The organism is Vibrio sp. V10_P2A27P122 (genome assembly GCF_963874335.1).
GTDB classification, from domain to species: domain Bacteria; phylum Pseudomonadota; class Gammaproteobacteria; order Enterobacterales; family Vibrionaceae; genus Vibrio; species Vibrio anguillarum.
The window spans coordinates 12,134-34,088 of sequence record NZ_CAWNHY010000110.1 but is presented as its reverse complement, the minus strand read 5'-3'; the positions used below and the strand labels follow the sequence as shown (position 1 = coordinate 34,088).

Sequence of the window (21,955 nt, the reverse complement as noted above, 5' to 3'; positions counted from 1 at the left end):
TTTTTATATCAAAAATAAACTTAAAAAAACAAAAAATAGTTTGAGTTAAAATGGTTATATGTGGATGACAGGCCAGAGAAATTTGGGTCCATCGGTGTGCAGATTTGAAAATGGCGACGAATAAATCGACAACGTGTCTGATGAAAGAGGTAGAGAGTGAGAAAAATAAATGAGCAACCGATTGTGCGGCAATTATTGCCACTATTCTTGTTCCTGATAGTGCTAACGTCTTTCCCAACACTGGCACAGGAAGAGCCTTATTCTGAATCGCCAATATTGGATCGTCCTTTAGTTGAGCGCTACATATTGGATGAGCTGAAAGCGTTAAGACAAGATCAACAAGATCTTGAACGGCGACTCACGATTCAAATTACCGACAGAGAACTGTCCGTTGCAGACAAGTCACTGAATTACTCGAATGTGACGGTGACCTATTTTTTCTATGTCATCGCTGGTGTTGCCTCATTAGTTGCATTAATTGGTTGGCAGTCACTTAAAGAAGTGAAGCACAACACGCGTGAGCTGGCCGATAAACGGCTAAATCAAATTGCGCAGGAATATGAGAAAAAATTCCTCGCCTTGGAGCGAGATCTTAAGCGCAAAACACGCATCATTACCGAAAACAACCGTGAAATTGAAATTATTAATGAAATCCATAACTTATGGTTGAGAGCGCAAAGTGTCCAAACACCAGAGCAGCGTATTGAAGTGTATGACGAAATTTTAAAAATCCGTCCCGGAGATTTGGAAGCGTTGACATACAAAGCAGATGCTGCGATGGAAATTCGAGAATACTACTGGGCACTGAGCCTATGTAATCGCGTGCTAGAGTTAGATGATGCTAATGCGCCAGCCTTGTACCAACGAGCATGTGCGTATGCGCGTATCGGAGCCGAAGAACAAGCGATTGAGGATTTACAAAGAGCCACGGAAATTAGCGCTTCATTGCGAGATTTAATTGCAGAAGAAGCTGATTTAGAAGGGCTACACGGCAATAAGAAGTTTGACGAGCTGATCAGTGGCAACGTTTGATTTTGTATTAAATTTCATCCACTTTTTATAGCGAACTGGTGATAATCAAACGTAATCTTAACGACAAATTATTATCATTAGACACACATACGCTTTTAACCGTTAATGCGCCTGACGTTACAGGCGTCAAGTCGTGATATCAGACTTTCTGATTCACTTTTTACTCTCTGTTTTTGTGAGATTAGATGTGGAACAACCATCCAAATTAGATCGCGTTCGCGCTGACTACAATGTTCATTATTGGAGCCAAGGCTTCTTCGGTATTGACAATCAAGGCGAAGTTTATGTTTCGCCGCGCCATGATAAGGCGCACCAAACCCCCTTGAGTTCGATCGTAAAGCAGCTTGAAGCGCGTGATTTAAATTTGCCTGTGCTTGTACGTTTTCCGCAGATCCTGCATCAACGCGTACATAACATCTGTGACGCTTTTAATCAGGCGATTGAAGAATACCAATATCCAAACAACTACCTGTTGGTCTACCCAATCAAAGTGAACCAACAAAAAGAAGTGGTAGATGAGATTTTAGCCAGCCAAGCGCAGCTAGAGACTAAACAGCTTGGATTGGAAGCGGGCAGTAAGCCAGAATTATTGGCGGTATTGGCTTTAGCCCAACAAGCAAGTTCAGTGATTGTATGTAACGGCTACAAAGACAGAGAGTACATTCGTCTGGCCCTGATTGGTGAAAAGCTTGGCCATAAAGTATTCATCGTTTTGGAAAAATTGTCTGAGCTGGATCTCGTGCTGAAAGAAGCGAAAAGCCTAGGCGTGAAACCACGTTTAGGGCTCCGTATCCGTTTAGCTTCTCAAGGCGCGGGGAAATGGCAGGCGAGTGGTGGTGAAAAATCGAAGTTTGGGCTCTCTGCATCTCAAGTGTTGACCGTTATCGAACGCCTTAAAAAAGAGCAGCAACTAGAAGCGTTGCAACTGGTGCATTTCCACTTAGGTTCGCAAATGGCGAATATTCGTGATGTGCGTAATGGCGTGAACGAAGCGGCGCGTTTTTACTGCGAGCTGCGTGATATTGGTGCGGAGATTGACTTCTTCGATGTGGGGGGCGGTTTGGCGGTGGACTACGACGGTACACGCAGTCAATCATCCAACTCGATGAACTATGGTTTAGCTGAATATGCACGCAATATCGTAAGCACGGTGAGCGATGTGTGCCAGTTATATAGTCAGCCAAGGCCAGTCATTATTTCAGAATCAGGCCGCTCGATTACCGCGCACCACGCCGTACTTATCACTAATGTTATTGGTACAGAAGCGTATTACCCAGAAGAGATTCCAGAAGTCGGTGAAGAAGCTCCGGTATTGCTACAAAACATGTGGCGTAACTGGCAAAGCTTAAGTGAAGGCTCTGATGCGCGTGCACTGATTGAAATTTACAACGATACGCAAAGCGATCTGTCGGAAGCGCACAACCAGTTTTCGACTGGCGTTATTAACCTTCAGCACCGTGCTTGGGCTGAACAGCTATCGCTGCGCATTTATCACGAACTGACACTGCAAATGAGCACCAAAAACCGCTTCCATCGTCCTATTTTGGATGAACTGAATGAGCGTTTGGCGGATAAGTTTTTTGTTAACTTTTCACTGTTTCAATCATTGCCAGATGCGTGGGGAATCGACCAAGTTTTCCCTGTGTTGCCATTGTCTGGCCTTGAAAAAGTGGAAGATCGCCGCGCCGTGATGCTGGATATCACCTGTGATTCTGATGGTGCAATCGAGCAGTACGTCGAGGGGCAAGGTATTGAAACAACGCTGCCAGTGCCAGCATGGAATGCCGATGAACCGTATTTGATGGGATTCTTCCTTGTAGGGGCCTATCAAGAGATCTTAGGTGATATGCATAACCTATTTGGCGACACACACAGCGTGGTGGTGAACATGGCAGAGAATGGCGAAACTGAAATCGTATCGATCAACGAAGGAGACACGGTTGAAGATATGATGCGCTATGTTCATATTGATGTGGATGCCATCCGTAAAAACTACCGCGAATTAGTTAGCCAGCGTGTGGCGATTGAAGAACAAGAAAATGTATTGCAAGAGCTTGAGCAAGGCTTGAGCGGTTATACCTATCTAGAGGATTTCTAAATGAATGATTTGTTTACTAAAACTGATTATTCCCTGTATTCCAATGCGATGACGTTTGTACGTCGTCCTTATGTTAAAGACCCAGTAAGTGCAGATGCCGATGTCGTGGTACTGGGCGTACCTTTGGATATGGCTACATCAGGTCGCCCGGGGGCGAGAATGGGTCCAGATGCGATTCGTCGCGCTTCAGTGAACCTTGCATGGGAAGGTAAAAAGTTTCCTTGGAACTTTAACTTGTTCCAAGATACCAAAGTGATCGACGCGGGCGATTTGGTTTTTGATTGTGGTGACGCTGAAGATTTCACTTATCGCTTAGAAGCGGCGACTAGCGAAATTCTAAAAAGTGGCAAAACCATGCTTGCTTTAGGTGGTGACCACTTTATCACGCTGCCTATATTGCGCGCTTATGCCAAATATTATGGCGAAATGGCATTGATTCACTTTGATGCTCATACAGACACCTATGCCAATGGCAGCGCTTATGATCACGGCACTATGTTCTATCATGCGCCGAAGGAAGGGTTAATCTCAGCCAAGCATTCTGTGCAAGTGGGTATTCGTACCGAATACAAACAGGAAGGCCACGGTTTTAATGTCATCAATGCGATGCAAGCGAATGATATGTCAGTGGAAGAGATCGTCGCTAATATTCGTCAAACTATTGGTGATAAACCCGTATACCTAACGTTTGATATTGACTGCTTAGATCCCGCTTTTGCTCCTGGAACGGGTACGCCAGTATGTGGTGGATTGAATTCCGATAAAGTGCTGAAAATCATTCGTGCATTGGCCGGTATTAATTTGGTGGGAATGGATGTTGTTGAAGTTTCTCCTCCGTACGATCAAAGTGAGCTAACTGCTTTGGCTGGTGCGACAATTGCTCTAGAGCTGCTTTACGTTTGGGCTTCTAAGCCAAATGTGGCGTCATAAAAAATAAGTCAGCGCGCAGCATCACCACTGCGCGTTTTTCTTAACCATCATCTCAACGTATTTCCATTAAAAATCATCATCTTGTCTTTCAATGTAAAATTCACTTTGCGCACTCAATAATAAATATTAATGACATAACTTGCATAAGTGTTCGCCGTGTACCAATTTTATTAGGTTGGCTAGGTGTCTCATTGGTCTACCATTCATATTAATAATATGATCAAGTTTCACCTTAATCTTTCTAGCTGTTATACGGTGAGGGTGAATCTATGACTTTAGGTTTTAAAAGCAGAATATATGTGAGCGTAGCACTGCTCGTTGCGATTTCTTTAATCGTTTTGGGCACCATCAACATGCTGTCGTTAAAAGAGAAGATGATTACCTCTTTAACCACAGAAACTCAAAACAAGCTCAACTATCACGTTTCTGAACTCGAATCTTGGGTGAAAACACGTTATCAAGCCGTAGTTAAAGGTTCACAACATTTCCGATCTGCTCTTTCTGATCAAGAGAATGTCAACTTAGTTCGATTGTTAGCTGAGAGTGCGCAAATTTCAAATGTCATTATGGCGTATGACGATGGCCGTGCCTATATGTCGTTTGACAAAGACAACGGAGTTGTTACAGGTCAACAAAATTTCACCAGTAGGGATTGGTATCAGCAAGCAAAAACCTCTCGAACTGCTCAGGTAACTGAAATTTATGAAGATAAAATCACCGGTAAACAGGTTATTAGTGTAGTTATGCCTGTCTACCAACAAAGCCGTTTCATTGGTGTTTTGCTGGGAGATATCCAACTGGATGAGGTTATTGTCCAAGTCAGTAATATGCGCTTTGCCGGCGGTGCAGCGACACTAACCGACAAGCATGCTGTCTTTTTTGCTAGTGATGATCCTAGTGATATTGGACGAACGCCCTCGCAAGTCAGCCCTAATTTCCTCGAAATGGAGAAACTTTTTAGCCAGCAAGATGCTGGTCATTTGTCATTTCCTTATTTAGGCATTGAGTTTGATGGTTATTTCAAGCGCGTTAACCTAACCGATAACATGTACTGGACCATGATGGTGTTCGTCGACAAAGGTACGGCGTTAGCTAATGTGTATGAAGCGCAAAGTAGCGCTATTTACACTGGGGTGATTTTGCTCATTATCAGCGTCGCGGCAATCTTCGTCATTCTTAATTATATCTACAAGCCTTTGCTACGCCTGAAAAAAGCGGTACTTGATCTTTCGAAAGGCTCTGGTGATTTGACACGCCGCTTGGAGGTGAATGGTGATGATGACTTAGCGCAGATAAGCCAAGGCTTCAATTTATTCTCAGAAAATCTACAAAAAATGATGTTGCAAATATCTGATGCCAGTCAAAACATCTCCTCTAATATTGAGCAGTTAGGTCAAACGGCAAAAGAAAATGAGCGGATGCTGCTTTCGCACTCATCTGAAACAGAGCAAGTAGTGACGGCCATTACTGAAATGAGTGAAAGTGCACGTACTGTGGCAGAGAGCGTTACGCAATCGAATCACATTACTGACTCGGCGAGCAAAGAGGCCAAACAATCGATTATTATTGTGAATAATGCGGTTGAAACGGTCAGCTCATTGGTGAGTGATGTTGAACAGATGTCTGAGCGCATTGCCAATATGAACAAAGATGCGATCAAGATCAGCGAAGTATTGACCGTGATTGGCGCTATTTCAGAGCAAACGAACTTGCTTGCGTTGAATGCGGCGATCGAAGCGGCGCGTGCGGGTGAGCAAGGCCGTGGGTTTGCGGTGGTTGCAGATGAAGTTCGTGCTTTAGCGGCGAGAACGCAAAACAGCACTACTGAAATATCAGATATGCTGGCCAAGCTACTTGAAGGGACGGATAGCGTTGTAGCCGCAATGGACAAAACTAAAAACCAATGTCAAACCACAGCAGATAAAACGTCCGAAGTTTCTGGCAGTTTAAACATCATGAGCACTTCCGTTTCCGAAATTGATGATTTGAGTACGCAGATCGCAGCTGCGACCGAACAGCAAAGTACAGTGGCAGAAGAGCTCAGTCGCAATATGCTAGCGATAAGAGACATCGTTGAATCATTGGTGGTGAGTGGCAGACAAACCGTCAGTGCTACAGAGTCACTCTCTTACTCAAACCATGAGCTTGACCGCTTGGTCTCCAACTTTAAATTAAAGTAATAAAACGCCGCTAACGCGGCGTTTTATTTGGGATTAAGCACGGAGAGAGCATCATGAAAACAGCGTATTATAGCGTGTGGCTAGATGAGCACGCCAACCAACTGAACCCTGCGTTTGAGCAAATTTTCCAGACAGTGAAAGCGCATTTTTTTGCTCGCGATCCCAATCGTTGGCCTTTGTATCGTATTCACGAGATCGCCCGTTGGCTTGAAGAGCGAAAAATTGATGCGCCAACCGTGGTAAATACTGCATTGCAGCAACAATTACGGCATTCAAACACCATTCCTCGACAATCGAGCCACGCCATTCACCCTTTTAACGACTTAGCGCTTTATGCCGCCAAACGTTCAAAAAACTGGGATGACCCTCGCTCAGTGGAAAATGTGATCTCGACACCTTGTGATCCGGCTATTCACGGTGCGCTACTTGCGACTATTGCCAACCCTAACTTGGTTTATAGCGAATATGCGGGAGATGCCATTGAACTGGAAAAATTAGTCGTGCGGCAGATCGCGCATTTAGCTGGTTATGATAGTGATCAAGCGACTGGAGTATTCACACAAGGAGGTACATTTTGTAATTTGTACGGCTATCTATTAGGTATTCGAAAAGCGTTGCCAAAGTCAGCTCTGAATGGTTTGGCGGGAGAAGATTACAGGATATTCAATTCAGAAGCAGGCCACTATTCAAACATGACAAATTTGTCGTTGTTGGGGGTTGATGTTCAAGGTAAAGCGATTCGGATCAAAGTTAAAGATAACAATGAAATGGATTTGGCTGAATTAGACCAACAATTGATTTTCTGTTTTAAAAATGGCATTGCTGTTCCTAGCATAATGCTGACATTTGGCAGTACCGATACCTTCGCAACTGATGATATTGAACAGGTTTATGCGATAAGAGAAAGAAGATGCCAAGAATATGCGATTTCGATAAAACCACATATTCATGTTGATGCTGCTGTTGGGTGGAGTATGTTGTTTTTTCAAGAGTATGATTTTGAACGCAACCCTTTATCGCTTAATCGGGCAACACTGACGGGTATTGAATCCTTATTGCCGAGGATTAAAAGTTTACAATTAGCGGATTCATTTACGGTCGATTTTCAAAAATGGGGTTATGTCCCTTATACTTCCAGCTTGGTGATGCTCAAAAACAAACACGATCTCGCGGTATTAAAAACAGATCCCGGTTATTACTCCTACTTTGAACATGCTCAAAGAGAAGAGAGCCATTTGCAATCGACCATTGAATGTTCACGCAGTGCCGTGGGTGTTTTTTCTGCCTATTCAGCACTGCAACATTTAGGTATCGAAGGCTACCAAACCGTGATTGGTCATACATTGCAAAATGCTAATTATTTACGCTGCCAATTAGCCGCTCTACCACACTGCAAGGTGGCAGCAGTAGAAAACCAAGGGCCAAGTGTTACTTTTCGTCTCTATGACCCACAGAAAGTGACGTGTGCTGAATCGATGTTTGATCAAGAAATGAACGTCGCACGTCAGGGTTCTATGGTTGATTCGATAGTAGAGAATACGCTCTACCATCGTCATCAGTTCTTATCTCATAAAGGCCAGCATCTCAACACCAATTGGGTCGATTCGATTGCGCGCACTCATTATGATGACACTGGACATTGTTTATATATTCCGGGAGAAAAAGCGGTTTTAATGAACCCCAATACCACCCGAAAACATATCGAACAGTTTTGCCAAAACATTGTTCGGCGCTAGCCATGGAAAGGGTGAGCGCGAACTGAAATGAATGACTAGTCACGTCAATGTAATGTTATTTTTCACCACGGATGCGGTATGAAGAATGTATTACCATGTGCGCGTGATATTAACCTGAATGTTACATTTTAGATAACAAGCTGTCTCAAGGAACGATAATGAAAAAACAACTGCTGACCCTAGCAATTAGCGTTTGCTTTACCTATGTGGCGCAAGCAAATGAATGGGGATATGAAGGTGAACGTGGTCCTGAACATTGGGGACATGTTTCTAAAATTTGTGAAATGGGCAAAAATCAAAGCCCAATTGATATCAATGGCCTCGTTGAAGCTGATTTAAAATCTTTAGATATCCACTATTCAGGCGTTGTGGGTACATTGACCAACAATGGACACACGCTGCAAGCCTCAGTTTCAGGGAAAAATACACTGGTAGTGGATGGTACAGAATTTGAACTCAAACAATTTCACTTCCATACCCCTTCTGAAAACTTAATTAAAGGACATCAATATCCTTTAGAAGCGCATTTTGTGCATGCTGATGCGGCTGGCAATCTGGCAGTTTTGGCGGTGATGTTTGAAACGGGCGCACAGAACGAACCATTAGCCCAGCTTACTGCGGAGTTGCCTAAAGTTGGGGCGAGTGTGCCGTTAGCAAAAGAGTTAGCAGTACAGTCACTGTTACCTAAGCTAGATGAGTATTACCGTTTTAATGGGTCACTCACAACGCCACCTTGCAGTGAAGGCGTGAGATGGTTTGTGGTCAAGCAGCCGAACAGTTTGTCACAGCAACAAAGTGCAGCACTACATAGTGTGATGGGAAATAACAATCGGCCCATACAAGCTCACAATGCTCGCTTAGTGCTAGAAAAAGAATAACAACGCTCTTTGAGCGATTTGAAGTCGCAGTCGGGCTCACAGGGTTTACTATTTCCTTTCCGCTCTGCTTCTTCAAATTTTAGGTGTAAGTGCTTAATTTAGCTAATCTATTTTTTGTGCTTATTCATTGACAGCATTTAATGTATAGCGGCTTGCACTGGCTAAAGATAGTGGTTTTGAAAACCAATAGCCTTGTAAATAAGTTGCCCCCATCTCTTTAAATTTTTGGTACATGTCGCCATTTTCAACCCCCTCAATAACAATGTCGACGCCATTGGTGTGACAAAACTGGATGAGAAAGGCTAAATATTGTTCTGATGCTGGGTTAGTCAGTGTTTTCCATACAATGCTTTTGTCTATTTTAATTTGATTGAGGGGCAAATCAAAGAAGCTATTGAGTGAGCTAAAACCAGCTCCAAAATCATCCAGCGACAGTTGAAACCCCATTTCATTTAAGGAGTGAAGCTGGTTAATCGCATTTTTATCGCCATCGAGTATGACAGTTTCCGTCAGTTCTAACACAATAGAAGAGGGCAATACACCGGAAGCCTTAGCCATCGTTAGTATCTGTTGTGGGAAGTCACTTTTCAGAAGTTGAAGGACTGAAACATTAATATTAACCCGAATATTAACCCCATTTTGTTTATTGTAACGGCCAATAAACTCACAGGCTTTTTTGAAGACAAAATAGCCTAAATCAACAATCAGCCCCTTTTTTTCTGCAACGGGAATAAATTCGTCCGGGAAAATCTCACCAAACTCTTTTGAGCGCCAGCGGACTAAGGCTTCAAAGCTGGATACCTGTCCTGATTGTGCATGAATAATGGGTTGGAATTTCACGGACAATGAACGTTGATCTAATGCTTCCTTTAAGCCTCTTTCGATGAAGAAATAACGATCAACGTTTTTTTGAATTCGGCCACTGTAAATTTCGATACGAGAATGATTTTTAGCACTAGCAAATTGACAAGTTCGTGATGCAATATTTAACAACTCATCGGCAGATATAGCACGGTTTATCTCAGGATAGACACCAATGCTAATATCATTACCATAGAGGTGCCCATGCTCCGTGGCTGATTTCGAATAGTGCTTCATTATTTGAGAGCAGATATGCTTGAGCTCATCGTATGAGCGTTCTCCTCTAAGTAATATGGCAAAATCGTCAGAGCGAATACGGTAAAAATCAGCAAATTCATCGGGCAGTTCACGCAGTGCACTGACGACGTGATTCAGTAAATCTTTAACAATGTCTGAGCCGTATTGATTGAGATAAGACTTAATATCTTCAAGTTGGATGTAGATAAGTGAATAAGGCTCTCCAATTTTGAGTGCTTTCTCATCAATATCGAGCAGTAATTTACTTCGATTATAGAGGCCTGATGAGCTGTCAAAAAATGCAGCTTGATGAATGTAATCTTCCATCAATTTTTGATCGGAGATATCTTTATGGCTACCCACCATAAAATGTTCACCGTTCACACTTTTTGTGACCGCATTCCCCTCTAACCAGATATATTGACCATTTGCTTTTTTGACTCGGTATTGAATCGATTCCCTTGATTCAGTGGTGCTGATATGCTTGTCGACGCGGCTGTTGAGCAGTGCACGATCCATAGGATGGACCAAACTCAGCCAATCAGCATAGGAAATAGTTTCGCTGTTTACACCAAATTGTACATAAAATGTTGGATTATAGAGCACCATGTTTCCATCGCTGCTCATATAAAACAGACCTTGACTAAAAAAATCGAGAACATGAACCAGACGCTGCTTTGCAACGGCACTGTCTAGGTCTGAAATTGAATACTCTTCCTGCGGAAATGACATTGTCATGTTAATCCTAATTCAAGCGAAAGCAGCAATGGATGATAATTGTGAGTCTTGATCCAAAACCTTTATGACTCATCTTTAAAGAGTACTATAACGCTTGTACTAAGATGTCTCAATTATAAAACTATTGATTCATCAATTAGGCACAAGTTATCAGTTTATTTCACGGAAGTTGTTATTTCTGAAACGAAATGGTGAGACTTAAATAACGTAGGATCGCATCGTGCGGTTTATTCGTTGTGGAAAGAATAAAAGCGACAAATTGTCGCTTTTATTCATGTAGAGGTCATACGATTCAACGATCCCAATACGCTTCTTCTAGGCTATCTTCACGTTCTGGTAATGCTCGCGATAAACGAGGAGAGTGCTGTGTGAGTACTTCGTAGCTGACACGGTTTGCATATTTGCAGATCTGAGATAACGAAGAGTAAGTGAGGTACGGCACATCATGTTTGGCAGAGTTTGGAACATTGCGTTGATGATAACTATTCGCGGCCATATCGTGCAATAAAGCCGATAGCGCTCCGTCTCCCGCTCCGTTAGTGTTTTTGATTTCCAATGGGCCACCCAAGTAAGGGCCAATGTGTGAATACACTTTTATTGGGTTGAGGCAGTCTTGTTTTCGCATCGCACGGCTAAATTCGTACTTGTTAAATTCAGCAATATTACCCGGTAGGAGAGGTAATTCAGTTTCGCGCTTTGCGCTTTCATCGGTGTAGCTAGCCATATAAAGACCCACGGGCCCCGCGGTGCAGAGGATTAAATCTACCCACTCGAGTGCTTTGTTAGCCGCAAGCAGTGGATCTTTCTCACCAGTTAACGCTTCGCCTTCTTCTTCATTCATGGCGACGACTGTGATGTTTTCTTTGATGTAGTCTTGCCACCACTTCGCATTACCTTCAATTACATACTTAGTGCCTAGGGTTAACACCACTGGAATGTGCTTGGATTTAGCGATCTCAATAGCGCGTTTGACCGCAAGTGGCATTGGATCTTCGGGCTTTCCACGCATTAAGTAAGAAGAAACAACTAAAGCGGAAGCTTTTTCAAAAACCTCTTCAGGAACACTATCGGGGCGAAGTTTATTCATATGCCCTTCATTAATGGCGAAGGTGCGCTCTCCATCATCAGAAATTAGGGTGTAGCAACGCCCGATAGGACCATCGACAGTTTGAAGATGGTTTAGGTTCATGCGCGATGAGGTTCTACACAAATAACGATAGCTGTATGAGCCGACTTCAATATTTTTGGACATCACGCCGAGCAAAACGGATTTGCTATCGGCCAACACAGAGTAGTTGTGCAGTGTGTTGCCAATCGTATCTCCCGGGTATTGGTGAGTAATTAAACCTCGTTCGACTAGTTCTTCATAGAGCGCATCGGCTTTGCTCTCTTCGAGCACCAGTGAGTGACCTTTACTTAATTGATGTTTCTCTAAGAACTCATTGTCTACACGAGCTTCAATATCAACAATGGTTTGCCCAACACCGACCACTGTTGGGCGGTGGAGCATAGCCGTTTGTTGAATTTGATTGACGAGAGGGTCACGAGCATGAGTCGGAAAATAGTGCTTAGATTTACGCTGTCCAGGAAACTTCATGTTGAAAAATGAGAATTGAAAATTTCCCGCATCATATCACGGATATGAAAGGTTCCTTTCATTTTTATTACATAAAAAAGTGAGCCAAATCCAGATCGCCGAGGCGTTAGCGGCTATTTAGTGAGCGTTATGTCCGTACTATAAGCCTTAGTCCCCCAAAGCGGTACGGTCGATAGGCTGTGCTTGAAGCTACCATCTGTTTCTTTGGTAGTATAAGACAAGTAGATCAGGGTTTGATTTTCTGCATCGTAGATACGTCTGACTTTCATTGACTTGAAGAAAATGCTTTTTGACTTCTTAAACACGATTTCGCCTGATTTGCTCTTATCAATTTTTGCAATCATCTCTGGGGTAATGTCACCAGTCTGACGACACGAGATTGAGCTATCACTTGGATCAGAAAGACTCAAATTAGCCTCAATTGAAGCAATATGGCACGTAACACCAGTCACAATATCATCACTTAGATTTTCGATTTTTACGTCTTTAAGCGTGAAAAATCCGAGCGATACATCGCCAACTTCATTGCTATCGCAGCCAACTAAACCAAAGCTAAGTATGAATGCGGTGGTGATGAGTTTCTTGTTCATGTCTATAATCCATTTATCCATCTTTCTGCACATGATAGCAGCATCAAAGGAGAATGATATAGGCTGTTATGTTGATGTTTTGGCCAGCATATCTGCAGTTTAGATGAGGATAATGTGAGTAATGGCTTGTCGCATATCGATCTGGTCAGTATCCTGCTTGCAACAATTAGAAGAAGAAGTAAATAACAATGATTAACCAACCTGACGTTGCCGCCATTAAAAACCAATGGCTATTTGACCAAGTGAATGTCGAATTTCCAACAGAAGAGAGCTTACAAGGTCGAGATCTCTACCAAAAAGCGGTTGTTCAACGCAGTTCTCGCCCTTTTATTGAGCTCACTGAGGAGCCTAACCTATCGTTGCTCGAAGAGGTTTATTTGGTTGATTTTCATCGGATGACAATATGGTTTGCTCTGTTGCAAGCAAGCTTATGGAGCGATAAAAACGATCAATCAAAAGTTATCGAATTCTTTACCCAAATCATTTATTCAGCACCTTGCGAGCTTTACTTAGGTTTTCAAAACGGGGAGCCTGTGGCTGCTGGTATCGTCACCTCCACTTCACATGAGATACTCATCTCCGACATCGTTACTCTGGATAAAAATGCATTTGGAGGTGAAGATGTATTCACGCGGTTGTTGCTCGCAAAATGGCGTGCTAATCATGAGTGCAATGGTAATGTTTTTATAGAACAGTAGCTTGTCCTGATGAAATTGGTACTATAGCGCCTGGTTTGGTATTAATTTTAGCCTGCACGGAGAGCTATGTATGAATAAACAGCAAATAACATATTGGCTTAGTTGGACTGCTATGGTCTGTTATGCGCTGTTTTTGTCGTTTCCTGCTAAGTCAACTCGCTGGGAGCCTAAAAATATTCTTGTGCTGCATTCATATGAATCATCTTATCAATGGACATATGAATTTCAAAAGGGCATTGATGCTGTAGTTAAGAGCAGCAAAACACCGATTAAGCTCTCCATTGAATACCTTGATACAAAAAGAATTTATAGCCAAGAGTATCTTGAGGAGGCCAAAAAATACCTCCACGTTAAATATCGTGATTATCCATTCGATGCGGTTATTATTACCGATGACAATGCGTTAAAGTTCACTAAAGGGCTCTCAAGCCTATTTAAACCAGATACGCCTATGGTTGCGGTTGGCATCAACGACAAAAGTGCCACACTCGATGACATGACTAAGTACAATAAAATTATTTATGAATCTGAAGCTATTATAGAAAACTTCTATTTAATCAAATCATTACGTCCAAAACTCAAGAGAATCTATTATTTATCAGATCAAAGCCATACTTCGCAATTGATCCGAAAAAAAGTCGATGAAGTGCTGGCTACGGATCTTTTAAAAGGTATCGAGTTTATCGATATTAACTCCATCACTTTGGCTGAAGCAGAAAAGGTGCTATTCCAGATTTCCCCTGATGATGCGGTACTGCTATCGCACTTTAATACAGAGACAAATCAAGGTGTTTACCATACTTATCAAGAGATTTCCTACCGCCTAGCACAAGCTAGCGCTGCCCCCATTTTTGTACTGTGGGAGTTTTATATTCGTGATGGTATCGTTGGAGGGCATGTTAATCGTTCTGAGCAACTGGGGAATGATATCTTGATGGTGTTAAACCAATTTGTCTCACTAGATTTAGCCTCCGTAGTTGACATGCAAATCAGTAGTGCAAGAGCGGTTTTTGATTACCAAGCCATGCAGCGACATCAGATTGACATGAAAGCCTTGCCACAGGATGTGCTGGTTCTTAATCGTCCTCTCTCTTATTTTGAACAGCATTGGAAAGTGTTACTCGCGGCTAGCTTTATTATTCTCTGTTTGCTGGTTGTGATTGTTATGCAAGGGGTGACCCTCAGACAAAAAAGAGAGCTTAGCGTCAAAAACCGTAAAATAGTGGTATTGCAAGAGCGTACATTAGCCGTACAGCGGGAAATGATTCATTTACTCGGAGAAGCAATAGAAACGCGCTCTGGTGAAACGGGTAATCATGTTAAGCGGGTAGCAAGGCTCTCTGCGCTGCTGGCTCGTTTGTGCGGGTTAACGCAGCGCGAGGTAGAAATGATCGAGATCATCAGCCCAATGCACGATGTGGGAAAAATTGCGATTCCAGAGTCGATTTTGGATAAGCCTGGAAAATTAACACCAGATGAGTGGGAAATCATGCAGACTCACACTACCGCTGGTTATAACATCCTCAATACAAGCGAAGGTGATATAACTAAATTAGCTGCGATTATCGCGCATGAACACCATGAGCGTTGGGATGGTAAAGGTTATCCTAATCAGAAAAAAGGCACAGACATTCATATATTTGCTCGCATTACTGCGATAGCGGATGTGTTTGATGCTTTGCTAAGTGAACGTTGTTATAAAGAAGCGTGGCCGCTTGAGAATGTAGTAAGTTTATTTGAACGTGAATGCGGTTTTCAGTTTGACCCTACTTTAGTCAATTTATTGCTTAATCATTTGGATGATTTTATCCAAATCCGTAATTTGTATCCCGATACGACAAGCTACTACAGAGCCAGCTAAATACGCCCCATTGAGTATCAAAGAGTGATGTGGCTATAAGTTATGCATATCAACTCTTATCTTCGTTTCATTCTGTTAACTCAATCATTTTATACATTCACCCAGCGGTTAAAATTAAGCATTGGATGAAGGAAGTGTTTATGACTGAGAAAAAAATAAAATGTATTATTTTCGACTGTGAAGGTACTTTAGTTGATAGTGAGCGTTTGTGCTGCGAAGCGCTAGTCAATGTATTGAACCAACTAGGAGCCCACCTTACTTTTGCACAAGTGAGTAACCATTTTGAAGGTGGGAAGATTGCGGACATATTGTTTCAGGCGCTTGAACATACGAATATTAACGCCGATCTTGATCTTTTAGAGAACCTTTATCGGGACAAAGTTAATGAGCTCTTCCAGCAATATCTTTCACCCATGGATGGTGCGATAGAACTACTTGAGTATTTACGCCAGCAGGGTATTGAATACTGTGTCACCTCTAATGCACCTAAAGAAAAAATATCATCAATATTACAACGGAGCGGTTTGCTCCCTTTGTTTGAAGGACGCATTTTTTCAGCCTTTGATGCGAATAGCTGGAAGCCTGAACCTGATTTGATTCGTTATTGTGCAATGAATATGGGATTTCTTTTGCAAGAATGTATTTATGTGGATGATTCAGCAAAAGGGGTTGAAGCGGGTATCAATGCAGAGGTACCAACCGTTCAGCTAGCACCTCTTAACCCACAGGGTTTTTCTCAAGCGCCTAATGTCGTTGTTATCGACACATTACTCGAGCTTAAACCATGGCTCAATGCACATTGTTGGCCAAGCAATGAATGTGTTTATGACTGATTAGCGCTGTGTGTACACCAATCATTTGCTGGACGCTTTGTAAGTGGTCGGTTTTAAAACCACATTGTGCGCAGATAAACTTTTCATTGTTTGTGGAAATAAAGTATTCGTCATGTTGACAAAGTGGACAGCAGTCTATTTTTTCAAGTGTTTTATTTATATTTTTCATAATCAATTCTCAGCAGCAAAAAGGGAGAGTCATGTTCTCCGTACTCACAGAATAAACACTAATCAAAACTTGCTCTCGGTAATATTTACCTTAGTTCCAAAAATTAGAGGCATTTCATACTTCACTGTAAGGAATGTTTGATTTTGGCCTAAACCATAATAGGCAAAGTGCCGTCATTGCCCCAAGGGTATCGCATAACATGTCTTTTTGTGCGTCCCAAATGTCGCCTTGTGAACCCAGAAAAGCGATTCCCTCATCACCACCCGCGATTGAGGCATACCACCATTCAATAATTTCGTAACCTGCTGCGATACTCATGATAGAGAAAAGCCCGAACAATGAGGCAATTAACGGTTTACAGAGCTGCTTTCTAATTAAATATTCAGCGATAGGGTAGGCATAAAAGCCAATTGAGAAATGAGCGACGCGATCAAAATTATTACGAGATGATCCGATCAGTTCGTTGAACCAAGCAAACGGAACATCTGCAAATGTATATTTAGCCCCAATGGTGTGCAAACTAAGCCACACAAACATCAGAATATAAGCCGTTGAGCTAAAGCGTAGTTTTGTTGAAGCCCAATAGACGAGTGCTAAGATCCCTAGCGCAGGGATGATTTCTGCTAACCAGACAGCACGAGAAACCGGCGCGATCGCTGAAAATAGAAAGAGTATACCGTAGATCGCCGTCAAAAATAAAAGCGTGCGTGAGAAGTTGAGAGACATGGTTTTTCCTATCACAAAATACCGATGGATAGTGCCACTATTTTGCACGATGTTCAATTTTGTTGAATTCTGTATCTTATAGACGTAGAAATTTGTGTTTGAGATGTGCGTATCTACCTTCGTTTTGTGATTGATTTTCGCATTGTCTTGGCAAAGAGATCTGCAAGGTGGAGAAGATCATGCAACAACTCGATCTTTCTCTTTTTATGTATTGATAGATAGTGCGTGTGATAAACGGACTCTAGTTCAAAAAGCCAAGATAATATGCGGTAAGAAACTCGACAAAAAAGCGATATTGGATTTGAATGAAGAGAGAACCTTAATGTGAACGTCGAGACTATGTCCCAAAGTAGGCCCGAAAGTATGTCTGAAAGCTTAGAACTTACCGCTCAGTTTCAATCTTACATGGAAAATCCGCTGCTTTGGCCAATGTTGGAGGTGTTGCGTAAACAGCCTTCCGGTTGGAAAGTCCATACGTTAGCGGCACATTTAAGTGAACAGGGATTCATGCCTGTACTTGATAGCGCACCTGAAAAAGACCTCTTTAAGCGTAATTTTTTGATCATGAACGCGCTCTATCAGCTTCAAGAGACGCTTTACCCTGAAAAGTGGTTACAAGTATCAGCAATGGACATTGTACTAATGCCTGCGCATCGTGCCGTTAGTTGCGAAATCGACCCAGATGATCCATTGCGTGATTATTACACTCAGTGGAAAAATTATGAGGCTGATGAAGGAGAAGTGCGCCGCTTGTTGAACGAATTTTGGACTCGTTACCGTAAAGCAATGGGTGGAACGAGTAACCTTAATATGAATCGTCTTCAAGCATTGAGGCTGTTTAAATTACCAGCGGAAGCGACGCAAATTGAAATCCGGAAAACATGGCGCAAGTTGGCACTAAAGTGGCATCCAGATAGAGACAATGGCAATGCTGAAACGTTTCGAGTGTTGTGTGAAGCATGGAATATTTTGCGGCAAAATAGTTAAAGCCCAAACCTTAAACTCTAGACAAGATATTTGTCGAATAAGGTACTGAAGTAAAAAAGAAGCGATCTCTCGCTTCTTTTGGCTTTTGTTGTAGGGGGAGTTAATCTTTACTGGTGGTTTTTAAATTGCGACTTGCGCATACGGTTCAACGCCGCCATCACATCGATGACACGCGGTTTCGCCAAATCACCGTGGTTTGGCATATTTTGGTGCCATGTTCCTGCTAATAAAGCCATCATCTCTTTGCTTGGTTGCGCTGACCACCCTGGAGTCTGCGCAAACTGGAACCAAGTCCAGCCAATCGCATTGACTTCAGAAGGTGACTCCAATTGTTCTAACGCATTTAAATCCGTAAATTCTTTGCCAAAGCGAAGCGAATCAACGCCTTTGGCAGAGACTCGGAATTTACCATCAACCAGTAATTTTTGCAGCGCAGTGCGATTCACCGCGCGTTCTGGGAAAATAGCCAGTGGCGTTTCACATTCGTTGTGACGAGCAGTTGGGTGCTGTTTGATGACTTCTTTAGCTTTGTTAGTCACATCAACGGCGTGGTAGTCATGCATCTGGATGACAGTATCGGCGACATCTAAGTAATCACCGGATCCCCCCATGACGATCAGTGTCGAGATATCCAAATCATCGCGAAGTTGCCCGATACGATCAACCAATGGTGTAATGGGCTCATCACCTTTACTAACCAGCGCTTGCATACGCTCATCACGGATCATGAAGTTGGTGGCGGAAGTATCTTCATCAATCAGTAATGTACTAGCGCCAGATTCAATGGATTCTTGTAACCACGCTGCTTGCGATGTTGAACCGGACGCATCTTGAGTGCTGAAATCGGAGGTTTCTTTACCCATAGGTAGGTGATTGATGTAGTTGGACAAATTTAAATTATGTACGCAACGGCCATCTTCAGCGCGAATTTTCATGGCTTGATGATCCGTAACAATTCGCTCACGGCCATCGCCGGGAATATGGTTGTAAATTGAACGCTCAATCGCCGTTAACAAAGTCGATTTACCGTGAAAACCACCGCCGACGATAAGGGTTATACCTTTGGGGATACCGAGTCCTTTAATTTTGCCTTGGTTTGGTGTCTCAAGCTCGACTTCTAGCGATGTGGGCGCTTGGAAAGTAACGGCGTCTTTCATCGGCAGATCACAGTTACCTGCCAAGCGAGGTAATACGCTGCCATTAGCCACAAAAGCAACCAGATTGTGCTGTACCAGTTGTGCACGCATTGCTTCTTGATCTTCGATCACAGCGCAATGCTCAAGTAGGGCATCTTTATCCAGTTCACGTTCAATGGTGGCCCGGCGAATGAATTTTGGCAGGTAGAAGGTGATGATGTTGAGCGCTTTCTTGGCCAGAATGTCACGACCTTCAGCGGGTAAATTGATGCGAAAACGAAGCTCAATACCATGCTCCGTAAAGAGAACAGCTGTACTATCAAGCACCGTTTGGCCCGTCAATGCGATGGCAATATGGTTCTCTTGCTTAGCAAACTCCGCAAAACTACGAGCGATAAAATCTCTTGCAGCCATTTGATAAGCAGGTGATTTCTCTTTTAACCATTCCAGACCGGTCAGAGACCATGCTCGAGTAGCGCGAAAGCGAGATGCAGAAGCGTAAGGGTCCGCTTGGATATGATCGATATGCAAGGTGAAATCACCAAATTCGTATTGACCTTTGATCTGCTGATAGGCGCGGTAGTTCTGTTTTTCTAGCTTTTTGAGAATTGATGTTAATAAATCCATCTCGATATCGCTCGTTTGGAAAGGAAAGGCGGCGATTATAGGAACCGCCACACTGAGAGTAAAGACATGATAAGGGATTCCTTTATCCTACAAAACCTTTGTCTCGACAGGGTGTGCATAATTTTGGTTCAGTAGCCCAGCCTCAAAGTCGTCACAAGGCATCGGTTTACCATAGAAATAGCCTTGGCCAAACTCACACCCTTCACTGATGATAAAGTCTTCTTGGCTTTGATTTTCAATCCCTTCGAGGATCACTTTCAGCTTTAATTTTTTGGCAACGTGAATGATTGAGCGAACAATTTCTTTATCTTCCTCACTTTGATCCAATTGATGTACAAAGCTTTTATCTATTTTTATGCAATCGAAGGGAAATTTTTTCAAATAGCTGAAAGAGGCGTAGCCCGTGCCGAAATCATCAAGTGACAACGTCACACCTAGTTGGTGTAGAATTCGCAGTGTGTTGCGAGCCACCACTTCATCCGCAATCAAACAGCTTTCTGTTACTTCCAACTCTAAGTACCGAGCTGGAAGTTGGTAGGTGTTCAGTAGCTCACGAACTTGGTCTGCGAATTGGGCATTCTTCAATTGGACGGCTGAAACGTTAATAGCCATTTTGAAATTATCGACCTGTTTTGCCCATTGGCTCGTTTTTTCGATGGCCGATCGCAGGACAAAGTTACCCACTTCAAAAATCAGTCCATTTTGTTCGGCCATGTGAATTAAGGTTTCATTGGATATATCGCCCAATACGGGGTGTCGCCAACGTAGTAGCGCTTCTGCCCCCGTCCAGCGATGAGTGGTTGGAGAGACCTTAGGTTGAAAATAGAGCATGAGCTCATCGTTACGCACTGCTCGTAATAAGTAGCTTTCTAATTGGTTGATTTGCCGGAGTGAGTCACTGAATACTTGCGAGTGATAACAAAACTTATGACCGGAATCTTTGCAAGAGACCATGGCAGCAGAAGCTTGTTTGAGCAGTTCTATAGCATTGTCAGTGTCTAAACTCGTTGCAATACCAATATAGGAATGAAGATGAACATTATGGTCATCGAGCTTAAATTCAGAATGACCGATTTCGACCAATTTATGGCACAACTTTTCCAAGTGACGCGCTAATAGTTTTGTTTTGACGATCAAGACTAAATCTGTCGACGTGGGTCGAGCGGTCAATATTTCAATTTTATCGCAGCGGCCTAGTCGCTCACGATATCGAGCGATGACTTGATCCCATGCTCGGTAGCCAAAGTGAGATTGAATATGACGAGCATTAGTGAAACCAATATGAATGGCGGCAACTTCGGTGTGCTGTTTTGTTGCTTGTAAAAGGCTATTTTTGAGCTCCAGTTCAAGTGCGTTGCGATTTAAAAAACCTGTGCTGATGTCATGCCACTTTTGATATTGAATCTGTTGTTCTGCGGCGCGGCGTTTATCGATCTCTTGCGTGAGCGAGTAGTTGAGATCAGCAAGATCTTGTGTTCGGTTATCGACGCGAAGCTGAAGCTCATCATTGAGCTGCTGAAGTCTTACTTGTTGGTATAAGGTGGTGAGCTGGGATTCAATGGTATCGCGAAAACTCTCCAGTAACTGCCGATAGGTGGGGCCAAAATGGTTCTCCTTGCTATCGAGTACGCAAATGGTGCCAAATATATCACCATTCGGCCACTTTAATGGGATGCCACAATAGGCAATCATGCCCAGTGGTACATCTGGATTATGCATCCATTTTTTATCGGCTAAAGCATTCGGGACCAATAGTTCCTGCTGTGTTTGCATCACAGTTTCACAGTACAGACCTTGTCCTAAGGGTTCTTTATGTCCGGTTTGATAGGGGTTGTCGACGTTGGTATTTTTACAGAATATTTCGAGTTTTTGCTGGCTAGCACGCATGATCAATGCGCTCGGGACGTTTAAAATTTCAGCGAGTAAATTCACAATGCGCTGCCATCCATCCATCATTGAAGAGGGGATGAGCATCTCATGTGTCTTTATTTTCGACATATTATCAAATTCCTTTGGACGACAAAGCTTAAAAAAGCCGAGC

At 42.8% G+C, this 21,955-nt stretch carries 17 protein-coding genes; 10 read left to right on the top strand and 7 right to left on the bottom strand.

The genetic code is table 11. The features are described from left to right. Positions 1–207 precede the first annotated feature (207 nt). The 6 genes from AACQ17_RS05785 (at position 208) to AACQ17_RS05760 (ending at position 8,854) form a co-directional block, all read left to right on the top strand. Positions 208–1,032: a tetratricopeptide repeat protein gene (locus tag AACQ17_RS05785; protein WP_228209362.1), complete on the top strand. Its 825-nt coding sequence runs from the start codon at positions 208–210 to the stop codon at positions 1,030–1,032. Positions 1,033–1,219: 187 nt separating this feature from the next. After that, positions 1,220–3,130: an arginine decarboxylase gene (gene speA / locus AACQ17_RS05780; protein ID WP_026028213.1), complete on the top strand. Its 1,911-nt coding sequence runs from the start codon at positions 1,220–1,222 to the stop codon at positions 3,128–3,130. Then, a complete protein-coding gene (gene speB / locus AACQ17_RS05775) occupies positions 3,131–4,060 on the top strand; it encodes an agmatinase (RefSeq protein ID WP_013867969.1) in 930 nt (309 codons plus the stop codon). A gap of 269 nt (positions 4,061–4,329) precedes the next feature. Further along, positions 4,330–6,240: a methyl-accepting chemotaxis protein gene (locus AACQ17_RS05770; protein ID WP_017043354.1), complete on the top strand. Its 1,911-nt coding sequence runs from the start codon at positions 4,330–4,332 to the stop codon at positions 6,238–6,240. Between the two features lie 53 nt (positions 6,241–6,293). Then, a complete protein-coding gene (locus AACQ17_RS05765) occupies positions 6,294–7,976 on the top strand; it encodes a pyridoxal phosphate-dependent decarboxylase family protein (protein WP_094146962.1) in 1,683 nt (560 codons plus the stop codon). Positions 7,977–8,134: 158 nt separating this feature from the next. Continuing rightward, the gene (locus AACQ17_RS05760) at positions 8,135–8,854 is read left to right on the top strand and encodes a carbonic anhydrase (RefSeq protein ID WP_094146961.1); all 720 of its coding nucleotides are present in this window, start codon (positions 8,135–8,137) and stop codon (positions 8,852–8,854) included. A gap of 120 nt (positions 8,855–8,974) precedes the next feature. Here the strand turns inward: AACQ17_RS05760 and AACQ17_RS05755 are convergent, their stop codons facing one another. From AACQ17_RS05755 to AACQ17_RS05745, 3 genes are all read right to left on the bottom strand, one after another. Further along, a complete protein-coding gene (locus tag AACQ17_RS05755) occupies positions 8,975–10,690 on the bottom strand; it encodes a putative bifunctional diguanylate cyclase/phosphodiesterase (protein WP_094151859.1) in 1,716 nt (571 codons plus the stop codon). Positions 10,691–10,982: 292 nt separating this feature from the next. After that, a complete protein-coding gene (locus AACQ17_RS05750; protein WP_013867964.1) occupies positions 10,983–12,287 on the bottom strand; it encodes an inosine/guanosine kinase in 1,305 nt (434 codons plus the stop codon). Between the two features lie 113 nt (positions 12,288–12,400). Then, positions 12,401–12,877 carry a CreA family protein gene (locus AACQ17_RS05745; RefSeq protein WP_026028212.1) on the bottom strand — a complete coding sequence of 159 codons (477 nt, stop codon included), beginning with the start codon at positions 12,875–12,877 and terminating at the stop codon, positions 12,401–12,403. Between the two features lie 188 nt (positions 12,878–13,065). Between AACQ17_RS05745 and AACQ17_RS05740 the strand changes: the two genes are divergently transcribed. From AACQ17_RS05740 to AACQ17_RS05730, 3 genes are all read left to right on the top strand, one after another. After that, the gene (locus tag AACQ17_RS05740) at positions 13,066–13,575 is read left to right on the top strand and encodes a hypothetical protein (protein WP_013867962.1); all 510 of its coding nucleotides are present in this window, start codon (positions 13,066–13,068) and stop codon (positions 13,573–13,575) included. Positions 13,576–13,645: 70 nt separating this feature from the next. After that, positions 13,646–15,436 (top strand): HD domain-containing phosphohydrolase, encoded by a 1,791-nt coding sequence (locus AACQ17_RS05735; RefSeq protein WP_094167734.1) that lies wholly within the window; start codon positions 13,646–13,648, stop codon positions 15,434–15,436. Positions 15,437–15,576: 140 nt separating this feature from the next. Beyond that, complete coding sequence (locus AACQ17_RS05730; protein WP_029189709.1) at positions 15,577–16,269, top strand: HAD family hydrolase; 693 nt, start codon at positions 15,577–15,579, stop codon at positions 16,267–16,269. Here AACQ17_RS05730 and AACQ17_RS05725 read toward each other — a convergent pair. Further along, positions 16,226–16,438 (bottom strand): hypothetical protein, encoded by a 213-nt coding sequence (locus AACQ17_RS05725; RefSeq protein WP_010318303.1) that lies wholly within the window; start codon positions 16,436–16,438, stop codon positions 16,226–16,228. The two genes, AACQ17_RS05730 and AACQ17_RS05725, sit on opposite strands and share 44 nt — an antisense overlap. Positions 16,439–16,552: 114 nt before the next feature. Then, positions 16,553–17,221: a DUF2238 domain-containing protein gene (locus AACQ17_RS05720; protein WP_017046080.1), complete on the bottom strand. Its 669-nt coding sequence runs from the start codon at positions 17,219–17,221 to the stop codon at positions 16,553–16,555. Positions 17,222–17,527: 306 nt separating this feature from the next. On the opposite strand from AACQ17_RS05720, the gene AACQ17_RS05715 reads away from it, so the two are divergent. Further along, positions 17,528–18,151, top strand: a complete 624-nt coding sequence (locus AACQ17_RS05715; protein ID WP_170935174.1) for a DNA-J related domain-containing protein — start codon at positions 17,528–17,530, stop codon at positions 18,149–18,151. A 107-nt stretch (positions 18,152–18,258) separates the two neighbouring features. On the opposite strand, the gene AACQ17_RS05710 is transcribed toward AACQ17_RS05715, so the two are convergent. Continuing rightward, positions 18,259–19,914 (bottom strand): ABC-ATPase domain-containing protein, encoded by a 1,656-nt coding sequence (locus tag AACQ17_RS05710; protein WP_047689992.1) that lies wholly within the window; start codon positions 19,912–19,914, stop codon positions 18,259–18,261. Between the two features lie 87 nt (positions 19,915–20,001). Beyond that, a complete protein-coding gene (locus tag AACQ17_RS05705) occupies positions 20,002–21,912 on the bottom strand; it encodes a bifunctional diguanylate cyclase/phosphodiesterase (protein ID WP_094147667.1) in 1,911 nt (636 codons plus the stop codon). Positions 21,913–21,955 lie beyond the last annotated feature (43 nt).

Excerpts from the sequence above, each read along its gene's own strand:
- speB (WP_013867969.1), top strand. The coding sequence starts at position 3,131 with ATGAATGATTTGTTTACTAAAACTGATTATTCCCTGTATTCCAATGCG.
- AACQ17_RS05770 (WP_017043354.1), top strand. The coding sequence starts at position 4,330 with ATGACTTTAGGTTTTAAAAGCAGAATATATGTGAGCGTAGCACTGCTC.
- AACQ17_RS05765 (WP_094146962.1), top strand. The coding sequence starts at position 6,294 with ATGAAAACAGCGTATTATAGCGTGTGGCTAGATGAGCACGCCAACCAA.
- AACQ17_RS05760 (WP_094146961.1), top strand. The coding sequence starts at position 8,135 with ATGAAAAAACAACTGCTGACCCTAGCAATTAGCGTTTGCTTTACCTAT.
- AACQ17_RS05755 (WP_094151859.1), bottom strand. The coding sequence starts at position 10,690 with ATGACAATGTCATTTCCGCAGGAAGAGTATTCAATTTCAGACCTAGAC.
- AACQ17_RS05750 (WP_013867964.1), bottom strand. The coding sequence starts at position 12,287 with ATGAAGTTTCCTGGACAGCGTAAATCTAAGCACTATTTTCCGACTCAT.
- AACQ17_RS05745 (WP_026028212.1), bottom strand. The coding sequence starts at position 12,877 with ATGAACAAGAAACTCATCACCACCGCATTCATACTTAGCTTTGGTTTA.
- AACQ17_RS05740 (WP_013867962.1), top strand. The coding sequence starts at position 13,066 with ATGATTAACCAACCTGACGTTGCCGCCATTAAAAACCAATGGCTATTT.
- AACQ17_RS05735 (WP_094167734.1), top strand. The coding sequence starts at position 13,646 with ATGAATAAACAGCAAATAACATATTGGCTTAGTTGGACTGCTATGGTC.
- AACQ17_RS05730 (WP_029189709.1), top strand. The coding sequence starts at position 15,577 with ATGACTGAGAAAAAAATAAAATGTATTATTTTCGACTGTGAAGGTACT.
- AACQ17_RS05725 (WP_010318303.1), bottom strand. The coding sequence starts at position 16,438 with ATGAAAAATATAAATAAAACACTTGAAAAAATAGACTGCTGTCCACTT.
- AACQ17_RS05715 (WP_170935174.1), top strand. The coding sequence starts at position 17,528 with ATGTCTGAAAGCTTAGAACTTACCGCTCAGTTTCAATCTTACATGGAA.
- AACQ17_RS05710 (WP_047689992.1), bottom strand. The coding sequence starts at position 19,914 with ATGGATTTATTAACATCAATTCTCAAAAAGCTAGAAAAACAGAACTAC.
- AACQ17_RS05705 (WP_094147667.1), bottom strand. The coding sequence starts at position 21,912 with ATGTCGAAAATAAAGACACATGAGATGCTCATCCCCTCTTCAATGATG.